Annotated in this window: 14 protein-coding genes; 10 read left to right on the top strand and 4 right to left on the bottom strand. The window is 69.2% G+C overall.

The features are described 5' to 3' along the window. The first annotated feature begins 14 nt into the window (after positions 1 to 14). Positions 15 to 734: a 50S ribosomal protein L1 gene (gene rplA, locus ASF78_RS06600; RefSeq protein WP_056585878.1), complete on the top strand. Its 720-nt coding sequence runs from the start codon at positions 15 to 17 to the stop codon at positions 732 to 734. Positions 735 to 803: 69 nt separating this feature from the next. On the opposite strand, the gene ASF78_RS06595 is transcribed toward rplA, so the two are convergent. The 3 genes from ASF78_RS06595 to ASF78_RS06585 all read right to left on the bottom strand — a co-directional run bounded on the left by ASF78_RS06595 (position 804) and on the right by ASF78_RS06585 (position 3,438). Continuing rightward, the gene (locus tag ASF78_RS06595; protein ID WP_056585877.1) at positions 804 to 1,286 is read right to left on the bottom strand and encodes a hypothetical protein; all 483 of its coding nucleotides are present in this window, start codon (positions 1,284 to 1,286) and stop codon (positions 804 to 806) included. 25 nt (positions 1,287 to 1,311) lie between these two features. Then, the gene (locus tag ASF78_RS06590; RefSeq protein ID WP_056585876.1) at positions 1,312 to 1,950 is read right to left on the bottom strand and encodes an RNA polymerase sigma factor; all 639 of its coding nucleotides are present in this window, start codon (positions 1,948 to 1,950) and stop codon (positions 1,312 to 1,314) included. A 75-nt stretch (positions 1,951 to 2,025) separates the two neighbouring features. Next, the gene (locus tag ASF78_RS06585) at positions 2,026 to 3,438 is read right to left on the bottom strand and encodes a S8/S53 family peptidase (RefSeq protein ID WP_056585875.1); all 1,413 of its coding nucleotides are present in this window, start codon (positions 3,436 to 3,438) and stop codon (positions 2,026 to 2,028) included. Positions 3,439 to 3,641: 203 nt separating this feature from the next. Here ASF78_RS06585 and ASF78_RS06580 point away from each other — a divergent pair, with 203 nt between their 5' ends. The 9 genes from ASF78_RS06580 (at position 3,642) to tuf (ending at position 20,181) form a co-directional block, all read left to right on the top strand. Continuing rightward, positions 3,642 to 6,167, top strand: coding sequence for a CHAT domain-containing protein (locus ASF78_RS06580; RefSeq protein WP_056585873.1), 2,526 nt, complete (start codon positions 3,642 to 3,644; stop codon positions 6,165 to 6,167). Positions 6,168 to 6,455: 288 nt separating this feature from the next. Beyond that, complete coding sequence (gene rplJ, locus ASF78_RS06575) at positions 6,456 to 6,989, top strand: 50S ribosomal protein L10 (protein WP_056585871.1); 534 nt, start codon at positions 6,456 to 6,458, stop codon at positions 6,987 to 6,989. Between the two features lie 83 nt (positions 6,990 to 7,072). Beyond that, positions 7,073 to 7,462: a 50S ribosomal protein L7/L12 gene (gene rplL, locus ASF78_RS06570; RefSeq protein WP_056585868.1), complete on the top strand. Its 390-nt coding sequence runs from the start codon at positions 7,073 to 7,075 to the stop codon at positions 7,460 to 7,462. Positions 7,463 to 7,897: 435 nt separating this feature from the next. Beyond that, positions 7,898 to 11,404, top strand: a complete 3,507-nt coding sequence (rpoB, locus tag ASF78_RS06565; protein ID WP_056585867.1) for a DNA-directed RNA polymerase subunit beta — start codon at positions 7,898 to 7,900, stop codon at positions 11,402 to 11,404. Positions 11,405 to 11,519: 115 nt separating this feature from the next. Continuing rightward, entirely contained in the window at positions 11,520 to 15,389 is a 3,870-nt protein-coding gene (locus ASF78_RS06560) for a DNA-directed RNA polymerase subunit beta' (RefSeq protein ID WP_056585866.1), read from the top strand. Between the two features lie 439 nt (positions 15,390 to 15,828). After that, positions 15,829 to 16,200, top strand: a complete 372-nt coding sequence (gene rpsL / locus ASF78_RS06555; RefSeq protein WP_013770160.1) for a 30S ribosomal protein S12 — start codon at positions 15,829 to 15,831, stop codon at positions 16,198 to 16,200. Continuing rightward, positions 16,200 to 16,670, top strand: coding sequence for a 30S ribosomal protein S7 (gene rpsG, locus ASF78_RS06550; protein WP_028045072.1), 471 nt, complete (start codon positions 16,200 to 16,202; stop codon positions 16,668 to 16,670). Before rpsL ends, rpsG begins: the two co-directional genes overlap by 1 nt. Before the next feature lie 89 nt (positions 16,671 to 16,759). Beyond that, on the top strand, positions 16,760 to 18,862 hold the full coding sequence (gene fusA, locus ASF78_RS06545; RefSeq protein ID WP_056585864.1) for an elongation factor G: 2,103 nt from the start codon (positions 16,760 to 16,762) through the stop codon (positions 18,860 to 18,862). Between the two features lie 125 nt (positions 18,863 to 18,987). Beyond that, positions 18,988 to 20,181, top strand: a complete 1,194-nt coding sequence (gene tuf, locus ASF78_RS06540) for an elongation factor Tu (protein ID WP_056585863.1) — start codon at positions 18,988 to 18,990, stop codon at positions 20,179 to 20,181. Between the two features lie 86 nt (positions 20,182 to 20,267). Here tuf and ASF78_RS22280 read toward each other — a convergent pair whose 3' ends face one another. Then, the gene (locus ASF78_RS22280; RefSeq protein ID WP_156374055.1) at positions 20,268 to 20,654 is read right to left on the bottom strand and encodes a hypothetical protein; all 387 of its coding nucleotides are present in this window, start codon (positions 20,652 to 20,654) and stop codon (positions 20,268 to 20,270) included. Positions 20,655 to 20,681 lie beyond the last annotated feature (27 nt).

The following is a 20,681-nucleotide window of genomic DNA, read 5'->3' as shown; positions in this document are numbered from 1 at the left end:
GACAGGAGAACAGCATGGCCAAGCACAGCAAGGCGTACCGCGCCGCGGTCGAGAAGATCGAGGAGGGGCACCTCTACACGCCCCTCGAGGCCGTCCGCCTCGCGCAGACGACGTCGACCACCAAGTACGACGCGACCGTCGAGGTGGCCTTCCGCCTCGGTGTCGACCCGCGCAAGGCGGACCAGATGGTCCGTGGCACGGTCAACCTGCCCCACGGCACCGGCAAGACCGCCCGCGTCATCGTCTTCGCGACGGGCGAGCGTGCCGAGCAGGCCCGTGCGGCCGGCGCCGACGAGGTCGGCGGCGACGAGCTGATCGACAAGGTCGCGGCCGGGTACACCGACTTCGACTCCGCCGTCGCGACGCCCGACCTCATGGGCAAGGTCGGTCGACTGGGCAAGGTCCTGGGCCCGCGTGGTCTCATGCCGAACCCGAAGACGGGCACCGTGACGATGGACGTGGCCAAGGCCGTGTCCGACATCAAGGGCGGGAAGATCGAGTTCCGCGTGGACCGTCACGCGAACCTGCACTTCATCATCGGCAAGACCTCGTTCAGCGACACCGCGCTGGTGGAGAACTACGCCGCCGCGCTCGACGAGATCCTGCGTCTGAAGCCGTCCGCCTCGAAGGGCCGCTACATCGCGAAGGCGACCTTCTCGACGACGAACGGCCCCGGCATCCTCGTCGACCAGAACAAGACGCGGAACCTCACGTCGGAGGACGACGCCGCCTGACGGTTGCGCCAGCACGACGAAGGCCCGGTCCCCCCTGCGGACCGGGCCTTCGTCGTGTGACCCGTCAGGTCACCAGGGGAACCACTCCGTCAGGCACCTGCTCCCGGCGCTCTTGCACTCGAGGCGCAGCAGACCGCCGGCCTCGAGCTCCACGCGGAAGCACCCGACCTCGTCCGTCTCCACCGTCGTCACGACGCCGTCCGGGGCGTGCACGATGACCTGACCCGGTCGCGGCGGCACGAGCTGACCGTCGATCGCGTCCGCCTGCACCTCCACCTCGACGCCGAGGTCGTCGCCGTGGAAGACGAGGGTCCGCGCGGCGCCACCGGTCCGGTCGCGCACACCGACCACGTCACCCGAGATCCGGGAGTCGTGGACGAGCGACAGCAGGATGAAGTCCATCTGGTCGTCGTCCGCCAGCATCCGGCGGTGGGTGCGGAAGGCCGTGGTCGCACCGGCGACCACGCGGTCGTAGAGCGGCCCTTCGATGAGCGCGTCGACCAGCTCCGCGCTCAGCGCCTCGTCGTCGCTCCACCTGTTGGCGGGGTGCATGCCCCTGCCTGATTCGTTCGCGCCGTCACTCGAGTGCCAGGACACTGTGACCCTCCTCCCCGAATGCGGCGACGTTCGCCGCGACGTAGTTGCGTATCGCGGCTGTCTGTCGCAGCCGCGCCAGGATGCGGCCCCGGGTGGGACCGATCGAACCGACCGGGATGTCCAGCCGTCGTGCGATCTCCGCGTACGGGAGCGGAGGGTCGTCCACCAGCAGCATGAGCAGCTCTCGCTGGTGCTCGTTGAGCTCGCTGAGGCTCTCCCGCAGCACGCGCTGGCGTTCGACGCGGTCGATGCCCTCGTCGAGGTCCACGACCAGCTGTCCGTCGAGCTTGCCCGCGAGCGGGTCCACGGGGACCGACCGGCGGTTGCGCGTGGTGACGCGGATGCACTCGTGGTGCGCCGTGGTCGCGATCCACCCGGGCAGCGCCTTGGGCTCACGGAGCTTGTCGAGGTTCTCGAGCAGGTTGAGCCAGACGGTCTGCGCGACGTCCTCGGCCAGGTCGGGGGTGAGCCGGAACTGCCTGACCCGGGCGAGGACGGCAGGGGCGTACCGGCGGACGATCTCGTTCCAGGCCTGCTCGTCGCCCCCGAGGGCACCGGTGACGAGCGCGGTCGTCCCCCACGTCCGGTACGAGTCGGTGAGGTCGGGTTCTAGCTCCATGACGCATTCCCTCTCAGATCCGCGCATTCTTCCCCTCCCTCATCATGTCGCTCCGCGCGGCCCTTGTCCGAAGGCTCACACGCCGGGGAGGATGCTCAGCGCCTGGCCGAAGTCGGGGATCGCACGGCCCCGAGCCATCAGCCACCTGAATGCCTCGCGGGGTCCGAGACCGTGCTCGTGCATGGCTCGGGCGATCGCGCCGGTGACCTGCGGTGCGGCGAACGAGGTGCCGCTCCAGTGCGCGAACGCGTTGGGGCCGAAGGTGTCGGGCTCGCCGGTGAACTCGTAGGACTCGGTGCCCTCGACGAACGTGGACTGGATGCCCTCGCCGACCGTCGAGCAGTCCACCCAGAAGCCGTGGCTCGACCAGGGCGTGGCTCGCAGGTCGCTCGCGAGCGCAGCGACCGAGACGACGCGCCGGAAGGCGGCGGGCCACACCGGAGCGGTGTCGCCGTAGTTGCCTGCGGCCGCGACCACGACGACCTCGGCGTCGTGGGTCCGCTCGAACTCGCCGATCCAGTCGAGCGCGGCGGCGATCGCCAACGACGGCTGGTCGTGACGCGTCTGGCAGCCGAGGGAGAGGTTGAGGACCTGGGCTCCGGCCTTCACCGCGCGCACCATCGCGCAGGCGACGTCGAGCTCGCTGCCGGCGCCGCCGCCCCGCAGGGCCCGGTACACCGCGATGTCCGCCGACGGTGCCACCTGGGCGACGATGCCGCTCACGAACGTCCCGTGCCCGTCCGAGAAGTCCAGGAGCCCGTCGCGCGGCTCGACGTCGAGCAGGTCGATGTTGTTCTCGTTCCCGTGCGTGTCGGGGTCGTCCCGGCGGTGCCGCTCCACGGACTGGAGCCACCCGTCGGTCCGGGGGGCGCCGACGATCCCGGTGTCGATGACGGCCACGCGTGCCACGGGTCCGCTGCCGGCGTCCACGACGGGGTAGTCGGCGAAGGGGACGAGCCCGTCGGCGGGTGCGGGCCCGCCCAGGCTGCGGGACTTGATGACCGGGGAACAGGGCGTGATGTGGGTGAGCGAGGCGGCGAACCCGCGGCTGCGGAGCTCCGTGGCGATGTCGTCGAGGTCCTGCGCGGTCCGGTCCTCCGAGGTCACCAGCCGGACGAGGCGGCTCTCCAGGTCGGGACAGCCGAGGTCGTCTTCGCTCAGCCCCTGACGCTCCAGGTAGCCGCGGGCGCCCGGGTCGGCCCAGGTCTGCTCGGTGACGAGGATCTCGTCGGAGACGAGCAGCACGTCGAGCCCGCGGGGGTCGACGACCGTGGCGAGCCTGCGGCCACGACGCTCCTGGTAGCGGCTGCTGACGGCGCGGACGAGCTGTCGTTGTGAGACGGGGTTGGTGCGGTTCGTCGAGAGCTCTTCGACCTGCCGTTGGACGCGTCGTCGCACCCGCGCCCCGGGCTCTGCCGCTGCCGCGTCGGGCGTGTAGTCGCTGCCGAAGGGCAGGCCGGGCTGTCCGCCGTCGCCGGAGTTCGTCACGTTCGGTCCCTTTCGTCCGCCTAGAATCCGCAGGTGTGTACCCGCGGTCCTCGAGTGCCCGGTCCTCGAGCCCCGACCGGTCTGAAGTGTTAGAGCAGCCGGTGGCGCTCGTGATACATGCACGGGCACTTTTTGATGTGGTGAGCACGGACCCCCGCCGGGGAGAGCCGGATGCGCTCGACGCGGTTGCCCTGGCTCGGAGGATGGCAGATCCCGAGGCTCTCGCGTGGAGCCTTCGTGCTCTGGCGTGGGCGCGCAGGTCGGCGTGGGACCACGCGACGGCGGAACGGCTGCTCGGTGAGGCGGTCCGGGTGAGCCGTCGGCACGATCTCGGCATGCTCGAGGCGCACCTGCTGATGACCCGGCAGGCCGTCCGGCAGGAGATGGGGCGGGTCGCGGCGGCCCGGCGTGACCTCGACGCGGCGCTGGTCGCGGTCGAGGGTGCGTCCGACGTGGGCGACGGGGAGCGGCGCGAGGTCCTCCTGCACATCCGGGCGCAGCGGGCGACCTTCGACCACAACGCCGGCCTGCTCGACCGCGCGGAGGCGCAGTACCGGTCCCTGGTCGACCTGCCCGACCTGACCGACACCGACCGCTACAAGCTGCTCAACAACCTCGCGCTCATCGTGGCCGAGCGCGGCGGTCACGCGGAGGCGATGCGGCGGGCGGACCAGGCGGTCGCCGTCGCCGACCGGTTGGGACCCGCGGCCGCGGCGCCCGCGATCCAGAGCCGGGCGTGGATCGCCGTCCAGTCCGGGCAGCTGGCGCGCGGCCTGCGCGACTTCGAGGCGGCGGCCCGGATCTACGCCGACGCCGGTCTGCCGCTGGGGGAGTACTACGCGGAGTACGCCGACACGATGGCGGACCTCCGTCTGCTGCCCGAGGCGCGCGCGGCGGCGGCGCGCGCCGTCGACGAGTTCGGTGCCGCGAACGTCCCGTTCATGGGCGCGGAGGCACAGCTCCGGCTGGCCCAGATCTGCCTGCTGGACGGCGACGTCGAGACCGCTCGGGACACCGCGGCGGTCGCGGCGACGGTCCTGGAACGCCAGCGGCGTACCGGGTGGCGGGACCGGGCGCGCCTCATCGGTGTGGAGGCGCAGCTGTCGGCCGGACCCGTCGGCACGGCGGAGCTGGACGTCGTGCGGCGCGCCGCCGCGCGGCTGGAGCGTGCCGGGAGCAGGACGGGGGCGGTCCACGCCCACCTGGTGGCAGGCCGGGTGGCCGCCGAGTCCGGCCGTGACTCCGTGGCGGTGCGCGAGTTCGCCCGCGCGAGCAACCTCGCGCCGAAGGGGCCGGTCCTCGTGCGGATCCGGGGCAGGGTCGCCGAGGCGCTCGGCGCGCGGATCCGCGGGGACTCGCCGGCCACCATGTCGGCGTGCCGTGCCGGGCTGCGTGACCTGGCGGTCCACCGGTCGAGCCTGCCCACGATGGAGCTGCGCGCCCTGGCCTCGGGCCACGGTGCAGAGCTCGGAGAGATCGGGCTGGGGGTGGCGCTGCAGGGCCGTTCGCCCGCCCGGGTGCTCGCCTGGATGGAACGCACGCGGGCCGCAGCCCTCCTGACGCGTCTGCCGGTGCTCGACGACGATCTCGGCCGACTCGGCCCCCGCGGAGGGTCCGAGGGCGCCGGACCGGCGGGCGAGCCGCGGATGTCGACCCGGTCGGGCGGGCTCGCCACGGGGGAGTCGGCGCTCGACCGCTCGTCGGCGTGGCTCGTGGACGTCACCGTCAGGCGGCCGAGCGCGGGGTCGGTGCCCACGCTGGGTCGGATCCGCGACGCTCTGGACGGACGTGTCCTCGTCGAGTACGGCCGCCTCGACGGTCGGCTGGTGGCCGTCGTCGTCGAACCGCGCGGCGCACGCGTGGTCGAGCTGGCGCCCGAGCCGGACGTCAGCACCGAGCTGCGGTCGCTCTTCTTCGCCCTGCGCCGCCTCGCCAACCCGCACAGCCCTGCGACCGCCGACGCCGCGCGGACGAGCGCCGACTTCCGGGTCGCGCGCCTGCGCCGGATGCTCGTCGAACCGCTCGGCGTGGACCCGGCGGACGAGCTCGTCGTCGTGCCGGTCGGTCTGCTCCACGGGATCCCGTGGTCGGCGCTGCACGACGGCCCGCTGGCGCTCGCACCGTCGGCGACGTTCTGGATCCGCACGCTGGAGACGGAGCCGTCCCGCGGCAGCGGCCGGACGGTGCTGGTCGCGGGTCCCGGGCTCGCGGGCGCGCAGGAGGAGGTCGACGCGCTGCGGACGGTCCACCCGGACTCCGTGGTCGTGCCCGCGCACGAGAGCCGTGCTGCGCCGGTCGCGGCGCTCCTTGCCGAGGCGGATCTCGGCCACCTCGCGTGCCACGGCTCGTTGCGCGCCGACAACCCGATGTTCTCCTCGCTCGAGCTGGCGGACGGCCCCGTGACGGTGCAGGAGCTGCACGCCGCGGGGGTCGCACCGCGGCGGCTGGTCCTGGCGTCGTGCCACGCCGGCGCGGACGTGGCGTACGCGGGCGGGGAGGTGCTCGGATTCGTCAGCGCGATGCTCGCCCAGGGCACGGCCGGGGTCGTCGCGAGCGTGGCGGCGATCCCCGACGTGGAGGCGGTCGACCTGATGGTCGCCCTGCACCGCGGTCTGGCTGCGGGCGAGACGATGGCGCACGCCCTGCACGCGGCCCGCGCGCAGATCGATCGCGAGACCCCCGGTGGGTACGTCAACTGGAGCACCTTCAGCGCCCACGGCGCGGCCTGAGCGCACGGCGTCGGGCGCGTCGGGTGCTCGGAGGGGAGCGGATTTGGCCGCCCCCGGGCGGTGCCGTACTCTGGGAGCACCCAAAGACCGCCGGTCGTCGACCGTGTCGTGCGCACGCAGTGCTCGCGGCCCGATCGCCCGAAGTCCCGCAGCAGCGGAGGCCAGCGCAGGTGAGAGTTCCCGGATGGTTCGGCTTGCGCCGAGCTGCCTGCCGAGCCCCGCGCCTGCGCGGGGCTCTTTCGTTTGCGGGGCGTGACGACCGGTGGCACCACCATCGGAAGGATTGCCATGGCGAGGCCGGACAAGGCAGCCGCTGTCGCAGAGCTCACGGACCTGTTCCGTGACTCCAACGCGGCCGTGCTGACCGAGTACCGCGGGCTCACCGTTGCGCAGCTCAAGAAGCTGCGCAAGGCGCTCAGCGGCAACGCAACCTACGCCGTGGTGAAGAACACGCTGACCGCGATCGCGGCCAAGGATGCCGGCCTCGAAGGCCTCGACGACGCGCTCAAGGGCCCGTCGGCGATCGCCTTCGTCTCCGGTGACCCGGTCGAGGCCGCCAAGGGTCTGCGTGACTTCGCCAAGGCGAACCCCGCACTGGTCATCAAGGGCGGTGTCCTCGAAGGACGCGCCCTGACCGCTGCGGACGTCACCAAGCTCGCGGACCTCGAGTCCCGTGAGGTCCTGCTGGCCAAGGCGGCCAACGTGTTCAAGGCGTCGCTGTTCCAGGCGGCCTACCTGTTCACCGCGCCCGCCGCTCAGGCTGCACGCACCGTCGACGCTCTCCGGCTCAAGCTGGAGGAGTCGACCGAGGTCGCTGCCTGAGCCATCCGGCACAGGCGCTCAAGAACCCCCGTCCGAGCATGGCCAGCACGGCCCTCGGACATCGATCGGAAGGAACCGCCACCATGGCGAAGCTCACCACCACCGAGCTCATCGACGCGTTCAAGGAGCTCTCCCTCATCGAGCTCTCCGAGTTCGTGAAGGCGTTCGAGGAGACCTTCGAGGTCACCGCTGCCGCTCCCGTCGCCGCTGCGGCCCCCGCCGGCGCCGGTGGCGCTGCCGAGGTCGAGGCCGAGGAGGAGAAGGACTCGTTCGACGTCGTCCTCGAGGCCGCCGGTGACAAGAAGATCCAGGTCATCAAGGAGGTGCGCGTCCTGACGTCCCTCGGTCTGAAGGAGGCCAAGGACGTCGTCGACGCCGCCCCCAAGGCCGTCCTGGAGGGTGTCACCAAGGAGGCCGCCGAGAAGGCCAAGGCGCAGCTCGAGGCCGCTGGCGCCACCGTCACCCTCAAGTGATCACCACCTCCGTCGCCGGTCAGCCGGTCGCGCGGAGGTAGCACGCAGCACGCTCGACGAGGCCCGCACCCTGCACGGGGTGCGGGCCTCGTCGCGTCCGCATGGGGGACGGACTTTCGCGGTCGGGCCACGTGTGCCACCATGTGCGCGGCGCCAATGACGTCGCCGTGCGGGCGGAGCCGCCCGTTCGTACCGGACGCCTCAGGGTCCGTCGCCCGACTTGTCGGGTGGCGCCAGGAGGTGTCGATGCCGGGTGGACTTTGACTCGGCGGCCGAGTATGCTAGCGCTTTGCGCTGGCCTGTGCCCGCGATCCCGTATAACCCGAGCCCACCTTCGTCGTCAAGACACGTCGTCGTGGGGCTCGCCGGCCGGGGGATCGCGCCTAGCCAGGACCAGTGCAGCGTGCACTCGATCCGCTGGGAAGGACCCCTCTTTTGGCTGCCTCGCGCACCCCTTCTGCTCCGACCGCCGACGCCATCGCGAACCGCACCGCCTCTCGCCGTATCTCCTTCGCCAAGATCCACGAGCCCCTCGAGGTCCCGGACCTGCTCGGTCTGCAGACGGAGAGCTTCGACTGGCTGCTCGGCAACGAGAAGTGGCAGGCCCGCGTGGCCCTGGCCCTCGAGGCCGGTCGGCAGGACGTTCCCGAGACCGCCGGTCTCGAGGAGATCTTCGAGGAGATCTCGCCCATCGAGGACTTCGGCGGATCCATGTCGCTGTCGTTCCGCGAGCACCGCTTCGAGCCGCCGAAGTACACGGCCGAGGAGTGCAAGGAGAAGGACTTCACCTTCGCCGCGCCGCTCTTCGTCACGGCGGAGTTCGTCAACTACACGACCGGTGAGATCAAGAGCCAGACGGTCTTCATGGGCGACTTCCCGCTCATGACCGAGCGCGGCACGTTCATCATCAACGGCACCGAGCGCGTCGTCGTCTCGCAGCTCGTCCGTTCGCCCGGCGTGTACTTCGAGCGCACCGCGGACAAGACGTCCGACAAGGACGTCCTGACCGCCAAGGTCATCCCGAGCCGTGGTGCCTGGCTCGAGTTCGAGATCGACAAGCGCGACAACGTCGGCGTCCGCGTCGACCGCAAGCGCAAGCAGAACGCCACGGTGCTGCTCAAGGCGCTCGGCATGACGGACGCGGAGATCCGCGAGGAGTTCGCCAACTACCCGGCCGTCATCGACACCCTGGACAAGGACCACGTCCAGACGCAGGACGAGGCGCTGCTCGACCTCTACCGCAAGATCCGCCCGGGCGAGCCGCCCACGGTCGAGGCCGGCCGCGCGCTCATCGAGAACTTCTACTTCAACCCGAAGCGCTACGACCTCGCGAAGGTCGGTCGCTACAAGCTGAACAAGAAGCTCGGCCTGGACGTCCCGCTCGCGGACTCGGTGCTCTCGCGTGACGACGTCGTCGCCACGATCAAGTACCTCGCGTCGCTGCACATCGACCTGCCCTCGCTGCCCGGCACGCGTGCCGGCGAGTCGGTCGAGATCCGCGTCGAGCCCGACGACATCGACCACTTCGGCAACCGTCGCATCCGCGCGGTCGGCGAGCTCATCCAGAACCAGGTCCGCACGGGCCTGTCGCGGATGGAGCGCGTCGTGCGCGAGCGCATGACGACGCAGGACGTCGAGGCGATCACGCCGCAGACCCTGATCAACATCCGCCCCGTGGTGGCGTCGATCAAGGAGTTCTTCGGCACGTCGCAGCTCTCGCAGTTCATGGACCAGAACAACCCGCTCGCGGGCCTGACGCACAAGCGTCGCCTGTCCGCGCTCGGCCCGGGTGGTCTGTCCCGCGACCGCGCCGGCATGGAGGTCCGTGACGTCCACCCGTCGCACTACGGCCGCATGTGCCCGATCGAGACCCCGGAAGGCCCGAACATCGGCCTCATCGGCTCGCTCGCCACGTACGGGCGGATCAACCCGTTCGGCTTCGTCGAGACCCCGTACCGCAAGGTCATCAAGGGCAAGGTCTCCGACGAGGTCCACTACCTGACCGCCGACGACGAGGACCGCCACGTCATCGCGCAGGCCAACGCCCCGCTCAAGGCGAACGGTGCCTTCGAGGAGGACCGCGTCCTGGTCCGCGTCAAGGGCGGCGAGATCGAGTACGTCGCCGGCGAGGCCGTCGACTACATGGACGTCTCCCCGCGCCAGATGGTGTCGGTGGCCACGGCCCTGATCCCGTTCCTGGAGCACGACGACGCCAACCGCGCCCTCATGGGTGCCAACATGCAGCGCCAGGCCGTCCCGCTGGTCCGTTCCGAGGCCCCGCTCGTGGGCACCGGCATGGAGCGTCGTGCGGCCATCGACGCGGGCGACGTCATCGTCGCGACGAAGCCGGGTGTCGTCACCGAGGTGTCGGCGGACCTGATCGTCGTCGCCAACGACGACGCCACCACGACGACGTACCGCGTCGCCAAGTTCCGCCGCTCGAACCAGGGCACCTCGTACAACCAGCGCGTGCTGGTCGACACCGGCGCCCGCGTCGAGGTCAACTCGGTGCTCGCCGACGGCCCGGCCACGGACGAGGGCGAGCTCGCGCTCGGCCGCAACCTGCTGGTCGCGTTCATGTCGTGGGAGGGCCACAACTACGAGGACGCGATCATCCTGTCGCAGCGCCTCGTGCAGGACGACGTGCTGTCCTCGATCCACATCGAGGAGCACGAGGTCGACGCGCGCGACACCAAGCTCGGCCCCGAGGAGATCACGCGGGACATCCCGAACGTCTCCGAGGAGGTCCTCGCGGACCTGGACGAGCGCGGGATCATCCGCATCGGTGCCGAGGTCGGCGCCGGCGACATCCTCGTCGGCAAGGTCACGCCCAAGGGTGAGACCGAGCTGACCCCGGAGGAGCGCCTGCTCCGTGCGATCTTCGGTGAGAAGGCGCGCGAGGTCCGCGACACGTCGCTCAAGGTGCCCCACGGTGAGTCCGGCACGGTCATCGAGGTCCGCACGTTCAGCCGGGAGGACGGCGACGAGCTGCCCGCCGGCGTGAACGAGCTGGTCCGCGTGTACATCGCGCAGCGCCGCAAGATCACCGACGGCGACAAGCTCGCCGGCCGTCACGGCAACAAGGGCGTCATCTCCAAGATCCTGCCCGTCGAGGACATGCCGTTCCTCGCCGACGGGACCGCGGTCGACGTCGTCCTCAACCCGCTCGGTGTGCCCGGCCGCATGAACGTCGGCCAGGTCCTCGAGACGCACCTCGGCTGGGTCGCCAAGCAGGGCTGGGACATCCAGCTCGCCGAGGGCGACGTGTCCTGGCGGGACGACGTCCCGGCCATCGCCGCGTCCTCGCCGGCCGGCAACCCGGTGGCCACGCCCGTGTTCGACGGTGTCCCGGAGACGACCCTCACCGGTCTGCTCTCGGCCACGCTGCCGAACCGTGACGGTGTGCGCACCGTGGGTGGCGACGGCAAGGCGCGCCTGTTCGACGGGCGTTCCGGCGAGCCGTTCCCGGACCCGGTCGCGGTCGGCTACATGTACATCCTCAAGCTGCACCACCTCGTCGACGACAAGATCCACGCACGCTCCACGGGTCCCTACTCGATGATCACGCAGCAGCCGCTGGGTGGTAAGGCGCAGTTCGGTGGCCAGCGGTTCGGCGAGATGGAGGTGTGGGCCCTGGAGGCGTACGGCGCCGCCTACACGCTGCAGGAGCTCCTCACCATCAAGTCGGACGACGTCCCCGGACGCGTCAAGGTGTACGAGGCGATCGTCAAGGGGGAGAACATCCCCGACTCGGGCATCCCGGAGTCCTTCAAGGTCCTCCTCAAGGAGATGCAGTCGCTCTGCCTGAACGTGGAGGTGCTCTCCTCGGACGGCGTCTCCATCGACATGAAGGAGAACGACGACGAGGTCTACCGCGCAGCGGAGGAGCTCGGCATCGACCTGTCCCGGCGTCCGAACGCCAGCAGCATCGAAGAGATCTGACGTCGAGCTCCGGTCGGCTGCTCACCTGAGATGCCGACCGGGTGCCCGCACCTTTTAGCAACATTTCCGTCCGCCGGTCCATCGAGACCGGCAAGCGAAGGAAGTAGGACCCCCCTTGCTCGACGTCAACGTCTTCGACGAGCTGCGTATCGGCCTTGCCTCGGCCGACGACATCCGTGCCTGGTCGCACGGTGAGGTGAAGAAGCCCGAGACCATCAACTACCGGACCCTGAAGCCGGAGAAGGATGGCCTGTTCTGCGAGAAGATCTTCGGTCCCACCCGGGACTGGGAGTGCTACTGCGGCAAGTACAAGCGCGTGCGCTTCAAGGGCATCATCTGTGAGCGCTGCGGCGTCGAGGTGACCCGCTCGAAGGTCCGTCGTGAGCGCATGGGCCACATCGAGCTCGCCGCGCCCGTCACGCACATCTGGTTCTTCAAGGGTGTGCCGTCGCGTCTCGGCTACCTGCTCGACCTCGCCCCGAAGGACCTCGAGAAGGTCATCTACTTCGCGGCGTACATGATCACGTGGGTCGACGTCGACGGTCGCCACGAGGACCTCCCCAACCTCCAGAACGGGATCGACCTGGAGAAGAAGGAGATCTCGGACCGCCGCGACAACGACATCAACACCCGCGCCACCAAGCTCGAGGCCGACCTGGCCGAGCTGGAGGCCGAGGGTGCCAAGGCCGACGCCCGCCGCAAGGTGCGCGACTCGGCCGAGCGCGAGATGGCGCAGCTGCGCAAGCGTGCCGACCTCGAGCTCGACCGTCTCGACGCGGTCTGGGACCGGTTCAAGAACCTCAAGGTCGCGGACCTCGAGGGCGACGAGATGCTGTACCGCCAGCTCCAGGACCGGTACGGCAACTACTTCGAGGGCTCGATGGGCGCCGCGGCGATCCAGAAGCGTCTCGAGGCGTTCGACCTCGAGGCCGAGTCCGACTCGCTGCGCGAGATCATCAAGACCGGCAAGGGCCAGCGCAAGACGCGTGCCCTGAAGCGGCTCAAGGTCGTCAACGCGTTCCTGACGACGACCAACTCGCCCACCGGCATGGTGCTCGACGCCGTCCCGGTCATCCCGCCGGACCTGCGTCCGATGGTCCAGCTCGACGGTGGCCGGTTCGCCACCTCGGACCTGAACGACCTGTACCGCCGCGTGATCAACCGGAACAACCGCCTCAAGCGGCTGCTCGACCTGGGCGCGCCCGAGATCATCGTCAACAACGAGAAGCGGATGCTCCAGGAGGCCGTCGACTCGCTGTTCGATAACGGCCGCCGTGGCCGTCCGGTGACGGGTCCGGGCAACCGCCCGCTCAAGTCGATCTCGGACATGCTCAAGGGCAAGCAGGGTCGGTTCCGCCAGAACCTGCTCGGCAAGCGCGTCGACTACTCGGGCCGTTCGGTCATCGTCGTCGGCCCGCAGCTCAAGCTCCACCAGTGCGGCCTGCCCAAGCAGATGGCGCTCGAGCTGTTCAAGCCGTTCGTGATGAAGCGCCTCGTTGACCTCAACCACGCGCAGAACATCAAGTCGGCCAAGCGCATGGTCGAGCGTGCCCGTCCCGTCGTCTGGGACGTCCTCGAAGAGGTCATCACGGAGCACCCGGTGCTGCTCAACCGCGCACCCACGCTGCACCGTCTGGGCATCCAGGCGTTCGAGCCCCAGCTGGTCGAGGGCAAGGCGATCCACCTGCACCCGCTCGTCTGCGCCGCGTTCAACGCGGACTTCGACGGTGACCAGATGGCCGTCCACCTGCCCCTGAGCGCGGAGGCGCAGGCCGAGGCCCGCATCCTCATGCTCTCGAGCAACAACATCCTGAAGCCGTCGGACGGTCGTCCGGTGACCATGCCCTCGCAGGACATGATCATCGGTCTGTACCACCTGACCAACGACAAGGACGAGGCGCTCGGCGCCGGCCGCTCCTTCAGCACCGTCTCCGAGGCGGTCATGGCGTTCGACCAGGGTTCCCTGGACCTGAACGCCGTGGTCAAGATCCGCTTCGACGACCTCGTGCTGACCGAGGAGGACGCGCCCGAGGGCTGGACCGAGGGTGACACGCTCATCTTCGAGACGACCCTGGGTCGTGCGCTGTTCAACGAGCTGCTGCCCGTGGACTACCCGTACGAGAACGGCGTCGTCGACAAGAAGCGTCTCTCGGTCATCGTCAACGACCTGGCCGAGCGCTACCCCAAGGTCGAGGTCGCTGCCTCGCTGGACGCGCTCAAGGAGGCCGGCTTCCGCTGGGCCACCCGCTCGGGCGTCACGATCTCCATCTCGGACGTCGCGACCCCGGCGGCCAAGGCAGCCATCCTCGAGGAGCACGAGGGACGTGCGGCGAAGGTGCAGGGCCAGTACGAGAAGGGCCTGATCACCGACGACGAGCGGCGCCAGGAGCTCATCGAGATCTGGACGCAGGCGACGGACAAGGTCGCCAAGGCGATGCAGGAGAACTTCCCGCGTCAGAACACCGTCTACAAGATGGTCGGCTCCGGTGCCCGTGGTAACTGGATGCAGGTCCGTCAGATCGCCGGTATGCGTGGCCTCGTCGCCAACCCGAAGGGCGAGATTATCCCTCGCCCGATCAAGTCGAACTACCGCGAGGGGCTGTCGGTCCTCGAGTACTTCATCGCGACGCACGGTGCCCGCAAGGGCCTGGCGGACACCGCTCTGCGGACCGCCGACTCGGGCTACCTGACCCGTCGTCTGGTGGACGTCTCGCAGGACGTCATCGTCCGTGAGGACGACTGCGGCACCGAGCGTGGTCTGACCATGCCGATCGGCGTGCCGGGTACCGACGGTGCGCTGCGTCGTCACGACAAGGTCGAGACGAGCGTCTACTCGCGTACGCTGGCGACGGACGTCGCGATCGACGGCGAGGTCATCGGTCACGCCGGTGACGACGTCGGCGACGTGCTGCTCGACCGCCTGCTCGAGGCGGGCGTCACCGAGATGAAGATCCGCTCGGTGCTCACCTGCGAGTCCCGCGTCGGCACCTGCGCGCGCTGCTACGGCCGTTCGCTGGCCACGGGCAAGCTCGTCGACATCGGCGAGGCCGTCGGCATCATCGCGGCCCAGTCGATCGGTGAGCCCGGCACGCAGCTGACGATGCGTACCTTCCACACCGGTGGTGTGGCGTCGGCCGACGACATCACGCAGGGTCTGCCGCGTGTCCAGGAGCTCTTCGAGGCCCGCACCCCCAAGGGTGAGGCGCCCATCGCGGAGTTCTCCGGCCGCATCGCGGTCGAGGAGGGGGACCGTTCGCGTCGCCTCGTCCTCACGCCGGACGACGGCTCGGAGGAGATCGCCTACCCGATCACCAAGCGCTCGCGCCTGCTGATCTCGGACGGTGACCACGTCTCCGTGGGCACCCAGCTGGTCCAGGGTGCGGTCGACCCGAAGAAGGTCCTGCGCATCCTCGGCCCGCGTGCGACGCAGAAGCACCTGGTCGACGAGGTGCAGGTCGTCTACTCCTCCCAGGGTGTGGACATCCACGACAAGCACATCGAGGTCATCGTGCGGCAGATGCTGCGCCGCGTGACGGTCCTCGACTCCGGCACCACGGACCTGCTGCCCGGCGAGCTCGCCGAGCGGGGTCGCTTCGAGGACGCGAACCGCGCTGCGGTGTCCGAGGGCGGTCAGCCGGCGTCGGGTCGTCCGGAGCTCATGGGCATCACGAAGGCGTCGCTCGCGACGGACTCGTGGCTGTCGGCGGCCTCCTTCCAGGAGACCACCCGGGTGCTCACCGAGGCCGCGATGTCGGGTCGGTCCGACCCGCTGCTCGGCCTCAAGGAGAACGTCATCCTGGGCAAGCTCATCCCGGCCGGCACGGGGCTGCCCCGCTACGGCAACATCGCGGTCGAGCCCACCGAGGAGGCCAAGGCCGAGCTGTACCCGACCTTCGGCTACGACGAGATCGACTTCCCCGCCCTGGGCCTCGGCTCGGGCGAGGCGATCCCGCTCGAGGACATCGACTTCGGCGACTACCGCTGATCGAAGCACCACCGAAGGGCCCACCGTTCGCGGTGGGCCCTTCGGGCTGTCCGGAACAGTTGCGCACGTGGCGACGTTCACTCCAGGTGTGACCTAGCCGCTTTGACGCCCATCCGGGCGCCAGGTAACGTAGGACACCGTGCCCGCGCCGTCGGGCTCTCGCGCATGCACTCGGTGGACGCCCCGGCTCCGGACATCTGTTCGGGATGGGCGGGTCCGGTTGCATCGGGTGGTTTCCCCCACCGCGCCGTCTCTCCGTCAAGGCAACCTTGCGGACTGCGGTGCGGAGGACCGGGGCGACACGCCCGGGTGCGGGGGTCGGTGCGGGACGCAAGAACTGCGAGGTAGTCGCGCGACGGGCGACGAACCTCGACCATGCCGGCCGTCCAGGGTGACGGGTGCCGGTCGACCAGAGATTCATCCAACAGACGGAGACGTAGTGCCTACGATCCAGCAGCTGGTCCGCAAGGGCCGGCAGGCGAAGACGAACAAGTCGAAGACGCCTGCCCTCAAGGGCTCCCCCCAGCGACGCGGTGTGTGCACCCGCGTCTACACCACGACCCCGAAGAAGCCGAACTCCGCGCTCCGCAAGGTCGCGCGCGTCCGCCTCTCGAGCCAGGTCGAGGTCACCGCGTACATCCCCGGTGTCGGTCACAACCTGCAGGAGCACTCCATCGTGCTCGTGCGCGGTGGCCGTGTGAAGGACCTCCCGGGTGTCCGGTACAAGATCGTCCGTGGTGCCCTCGACACGCAGGGCGTCAAGAACCGTAAGCAGGCGCGCAGCCGCTACGGCGCGAAGAAGGTGGGCTGATGCCTCGCAAGGGTCCGGCCCCGAAGCGGCCGCTCGTCATCGACCCGGTCTACGGGTCCCCGGTCGTCACGCAGCTGATCAACAAGGTCCTGCTCGACGGCAAGAAGTCCGTCGCGGAGCACATCGTCTACGGCGCCCTCGAGGGTGTCCGTGAGAAGACGCAGGGCGACCCGGTCGTCGTGCTCAAGCGCGCACTGGACAACGTCCGCCCGTCGCTCGAGGTGCGTTCGCGCCGCGTCGGTGGCGCCACTTACCAGGTGCCCGTCGAGGTGCGCCCGGTCCGTCAGACCACCCTCGCGCTGCGCTGGCTCACGGACTACTCGCGCGCTCGCCGCGAGAAGACGATGACCGAGCGCCTCATGAACGAGATCCTCGACGCGTCCAACGGCCTCGGTGCCGCGGTGAAGCGTCGCGAGGACATGCACAAGATGGCCGAGTCCAACAAGGCCTTCGCGCACTACCGCTGGTAAACCCGGCACTCACGGGCGCTGCGCCGCCGGTCCGATCCTCGGGCCGGACCGGTGGCGCCACCCAAGCCAACCGACAAGGGGCAACTCACGTGGCACTGGATGTGCTGACGGACCTCACGAAGGTCCGCAACATCGGCATCATGGCTCACATCGATGCCGGCAAGACGACGACCACCGAGCGGATCCTGTTCTACACCGGGGTCAACTACAAGATCGGTGAGACGCACGACGGCGCGTCGACGATGGACTGGATGGAGCAGGAGCAGGAGCGCGGCATCACGATCACGTCGGCCGCGACGACCTGCTACTGGCACGACAACCAGATCAACATCATCGACACCCCCGGCCACGTGGACTTCACGGTCGAGGTCGAGCGCTCGCTGCGCGTCCTCGACGGTGCCGTCGCCGTCTTCGACGGCAAGGAGGGCGTCGAGCCCCAGTCGGAGACCGTCTGGCGTCAGGCCGACAAGTACGACGTCCCGCGCATCTGCTTCGTCAACAAGATGGACAAGCTCGGCGCGGACTTCTACTTCACCGTCGACACGATCGTGAACCGCCTCAAGGCCAAGCCGCTGGTCATCCAGCTGCCCATCGGCGCCGAGAACGACTTCATCGGCGTCGTGGACCTGGTCACCATGCGTGCCCTCGTCTGGCGCGGTGAGACCGCCCTGGGCGAGAAGTACGAGGTCGAGGACATCCCGGCCGACCTGGTGGAGAAGGCGGACACGTACCGCGCCGAGCTCCTCGAGGCCGTCGCCGAGACCGACGACGAGCTGCTCGAGAAGTTCCTCGGTGGCGAGGAGCTGACGGTCGCCGAGATCAAGGCCGGCATCCGCAAGCTCACCGTCAAGTCCGAGGCGTACCCGGTCCTGTGTGGTTCGGCGTTCAAGAACAAGGGCGTCCAGCCCATGCTCGACGCCGTCATCGACTACCTGCCGACGCCCCTGGACGTCCCGGCGGTCGAGGGCCACGACATGAAGGACCCGGAGCTCGTCGTCGAGCGTCACCCGGACTCGACGGAGCCGTTCTCGGCCCTCGCGTTCAAGGTCGCCTCGCACCCGTTCTTCGGCAAGCTCACCTACGTCCGGGTGTACTCCGGCAAGGTGGCGCAGGGCGCCCAGGTGCTCAACTCGACCAAGAACAAGAAGGAGCGCATCGGGAAGCTCTTCCAGATGCACTCCAACAAGGAGAACCCGGTCGAGGACGCCACGGCCGGTCACATCTACGCCTTCATCGGGCTCAAGGACGTCACCACCGGTGACACCCTGAGCGACCCGGCGCACCCCGTCGTGCTCGAGTCGATGACGTTCCCGGAGCCGGTGATCGACGTCGCCATCGAGCCGAAGACGAAGGGTGACCAGGAGAAGCTCTCCGTGGCCATCCAGAAGCTGGCCGAGGAGGACCCGACCTTCCGCGTCAAGCACGACGAGGAGACCGGCCAGACCGTCATCGGCGGCATGGGCGAGCTCCACCTCGACATCCTCGTGGACCGCATGCGTCGCGAGTTCAAGGTCGAGGCCAACGTCGGCAAGCCGCAGGTCGCGTACCGCGAGACGATCCGTCGCACGGTCGAGAAGATCGACTACACGCACAAGAAGCAGACCGGTGGCTCGGGCCAGTACGCGAAGGTCCAGATGACCTTCGAGCCGCTGGACCCCGCCGAGGGCGAGCTGTACGAGTTCTCGAACAAGGTCACCGGTGGCCGCATCCCGCGCGAGTACATCCCGTCGGTCGACGCCGGCATCCAGAGCGCGATGCAGCTCGGCGTCCTGGCGGGCTTCCCGCTCGTGGGCGTCAAGGCGATCCTGCTCGACGGTGCCGCGCACGACGTCGACTCCTCGGAGATGGCGTTCAAGATCGCGGGCTCGATGATCCTCAAGGAAGCGGTCCGCAAGGCCGACCCGGTTCTCCTGGAGCCGGTCATGGCCGTCGAGGTCCGTACTCCTGAGGAGTACATGGGTGACGTCATCGGCGACATCAACTCGCGCCGCGGCATGATCCAGTCGATGGAGGACGCGACGGGCGTGAAGGTCATCCGCGCCCAGGTTCCTCTGTCCGAGATGTTCGGGTACGTCGGTGACCTGCGGTCGAAGACCCAGGGTCGCGCGGTGTACTCGATGCAGTTCGACAGCTACGCCGAGGTTCCTCGGAACGTTGCCGAGGAAATCATCAAGAAGACCCGGGGCGAGTAGTCCCACAGGTCGAACCCTGTAGTTCCATCACACAAACCGACCCGTAGGACGCCGCGTCGAACGGCTACCGTCCGGTAGCCGCAGAACGTCGGCCAATCTCTACCAAGTCCTGAGGAGGACACCCAGTGGGCAAGGCGAAGTTCGAGCGGACGAAGCCGCACGTCAACATCGGCACCATCGGCCACGTCGACCACGGCAAGACGACGCTGACGGCGGCCATCTCGAAGGTGCTGCACGACAAGTACCCCGACCTGAACCCCTTCACGCCTTTCGACGAGATCGACAAGGCCCCTGAGGAGAAGCAGCGCGGTATCACCATCAACATCGCGCACGTGGAGTACCAGACGGAGAAGCGTCACTACGCTCACGTCGACGCTCCGGGTCACGCTGACTACATCAAGAACATGATCACGGGTGCGGCGCAGATGGACGGCGCCATCCTCGTGGTCGCGGCGACCGACGGCCCGATGGCCCAGACGCGTGAGCACGTCCTGCTCGCCCGTCAGGTCGGCGTGCCCTACCTGCTCGTCGCGCTGAACAAGACCGACATGGTCGACGACGAGGAGATCCTGGAGCTCGTCGAGGTCGAGGTGCGCGAGCTCCTCTCGGCCCAGGGCTTCGACGGCGACGACGTCCCCGTCGTGCGCGTCTCCGGCCTGAAGGCGCTCGAGGGCGACCCGGTCTGGGTCAAGTCCGTCGAGGACCTGCTCGAGGCCGTCGACGAGTCCGTCCCGGACCCGGTGCGCGACATCGACAAGCCCTTCCTCATGCCGATCGAGGACGTCTTCACGATCACCGGTCGTGGCACCGTCGTCACCGGTCGCGTGGAGCGCGGCAAGCTCAAGGTGAACGAGGAGGTGGAGATCGTCGGCATCAAGGAGAAGGCGATCAAGACCACGGTCACCGGCGTCGAGATGTTCCGCAAGCTGCTCGACTACGCCGAGGCCGGCGAGAACGTCGGTCTGCTCCTGCGTGGCACGAAGCGCGAGGAGGTCGAGCGCGGCCAGGTCGTCGTCAAGCCCGGCTCGATCACGCCGCACACCGAGTTCGAGGGCCAGGTCTACATCCTGGCCAAGGACGAGGGTGGCCGTCACAACCCGTTCTACGGGAACTACCGCCCCCAGTTCTACTTCCGCACCACCGACGTCACCGGCGTCATCACGCTGCCCGAGGGCACCGAGATGGTCATGCCCGGTGACAACACCGAGATCCACGTGAACCTCATCCAGCCCATCGCGATGGAAGAGGGCCTCGGCTTCGCCATCCGCGAGGGTGGCCGCACCGTCGGCTCGGGCAAGGTCATCAAGATCATCAAGTGATGCTCGCCCCTCGGGGCAGCTGAACTGACGCAGAAGGGCCCGGGAGCTTCGGCTCCCGGGCCCTTCTCGTGCGTGCGGTCGGCGGCTCAGCCCGAGTCGGGGTAGCCGGCGTAGCCGTCTCCCTCGAGGTCGAAGCAGATGCCGTAGGCCTCCTCGCCGCCGAACGTCGCGACGCAGTCGGCGTATCCCTCGATGTACCGATACCCGCCGCCCTCGATGCCGGTCGCGTCGGTGCAGTCGGGGGAGCCGTCCGCGGGGTCGCAGGGCTCACCGGGCAGCAACGTCGGGGTCGCCGTCTGGGTCTCGGCGGGGGGAGATGCCGGCACGCTCGGTGAGGCGGCGGCCGTGGATGGCGAAGGGCTGGACGACGTCGGCTGCGAGCTCGGGGAACCCGGCGACGACTCGGGGGTGCATCCCGCGAGCACCAGGGCGCCGACGGAGCCGACAAGCACCCAGGTGACCGGTCGTGACATGACCCCACGCTACGGCCCCCGCCCCGC

Origin of the sequence: Cellulomonas sp. Leaf334 (assembly GCF_001424195.1) — a bacterium.
In the GTDB taxonomy this organism is placed as follows: Bacteria; Actinomycetota; Actinomycetes; order Actinomycetales; family Cellulomonadaceae; genus Cellulomonas.
Note: the sequence above shows the minus strand (reverse complement) of the source record. Positions and strands in the feature narration are given on the sequence as shown.